The organism is Enterococcus sp. 5H (genome assembly GCF_028128615.1).
Taxonomy (GTDB): Bacteria; Bacillota; Bacilli; order Lactobacillales; family Enterococcaceae; genus Enterococcus_L.
Window position 1 is genome coordinate 1 of sequence record NZ_AMDP01000007.1, and the last position, 1,245, is coordinate 1,245.

Here is a 1,245-nt window from a genome sequence, read left to right on the forward strand (position 1 = left end):
ATCATATAGGTAAAAAAGTAACAGCAACCGGTAAAAAAGGTGGATACTACTATATCTCAAACTTAGGTTGGATTGATCATCGTGCTTTTTAATGATGCTTGTTGTTAATAAAGAATTTTGTTGGGTAAGAAAAAGAAATGGAGGAAATAGAGTGGCAAATGAAAATATGAAAATTTCACAAAATGGGAGAAATTTGATTAAAAAATGGGAAGGCTTACGATTAAGTGCATATCAAGATTCTGTGGGTGTCTGGACGATTGGATATGGTCATACAAAAGGCGTTTATGCTGGAATGACTATAAGTGAAATGCAAGCAAATGCATTTTTAGATGAAGATATAAAGACACATGCGGTTGGTATTTTTAAATACGTTACAGTTCAGCTAAATCAAAATCAGTTTGATGCGTTAGTCAGCTTTCATTTTAACTTAGGACCGTATATTCTTGCAAACTCACAATTGCTTATTTATATAAATAGTAAAAACTGGACAAGTGCTGCTAATGAAATGAAAAGATATGTTTACGCTGGTGGTCAAATTTTACAAGGATTAGTTAATCGTAGAAATGATGAAGTAACATTGTTTTTAAAGGCTGCTAGTCCTGCACAAGGATCATATATAGCATTTGGCAAATATGTGACAATTACCAAAAAAGGCTACAATTTATGGAGCAGTTTTGACTGGGTGAAAAAGGATACTACAGATAAACTATTTAATGAAACTTATATAGCTAAAGGCTATTACAATCATTCAAATGGTTCCAGATATTACTCCTTGTATGATGAGGCAAATGGATGGATGGGCTATTTGAATGCGGAAGCTGCAAGTATTGCAAAAGAGCGAAATTTTAGTGAGATTCAAGAATACAAAATGTTGCATAAAGACCAAAAATATTCAATTGATACATTGCCTTGGGGAATGATTGGCTACGTAAAGGTAGCGAATTCAAAAGATTATATGGGAAAAGTAATTAAATTGACTCAGCAAGCTGGTCCATATTACTATTCGCCAGACTTAAAAGGTTGGATTGATAATAAAGCACTTGATACAGTAGAAAAAATTAATCAAGCATTAACAATTAAAAATAGTGGTTATCAAATTAATCCACTACCATGGTATCAAGGAGTTCCAGTGTTAGGAAATACTAAAGATCATATAGGTAAAAAAGTAACAGCAACCGGTAAAAAAGGTGGATACTACTATATCTCAAACTTAGGTTGGATTGATCATCGTGCTTTTTAATGATG

1 protein-coding gene is annotated in these 1,245 nt (G+C 32.8%); it reads left to right on the plus strand.

Annotated elements, in window-relative coordinates:
- The first annotated feature begins 151 nt into the window (after positions 1-151).
- Positions 152-1,240, plus strand: a complete 1,089-nt coding sequence (locus C240_RS03495) for a lysozyme (RefSeq protein ID WP_271491023.1) — start codon at positions 152-154, stop codon at positions 1,238-1,240.
- Positions 1,241-1,245 lie beyond the last annotated feature (5 nt).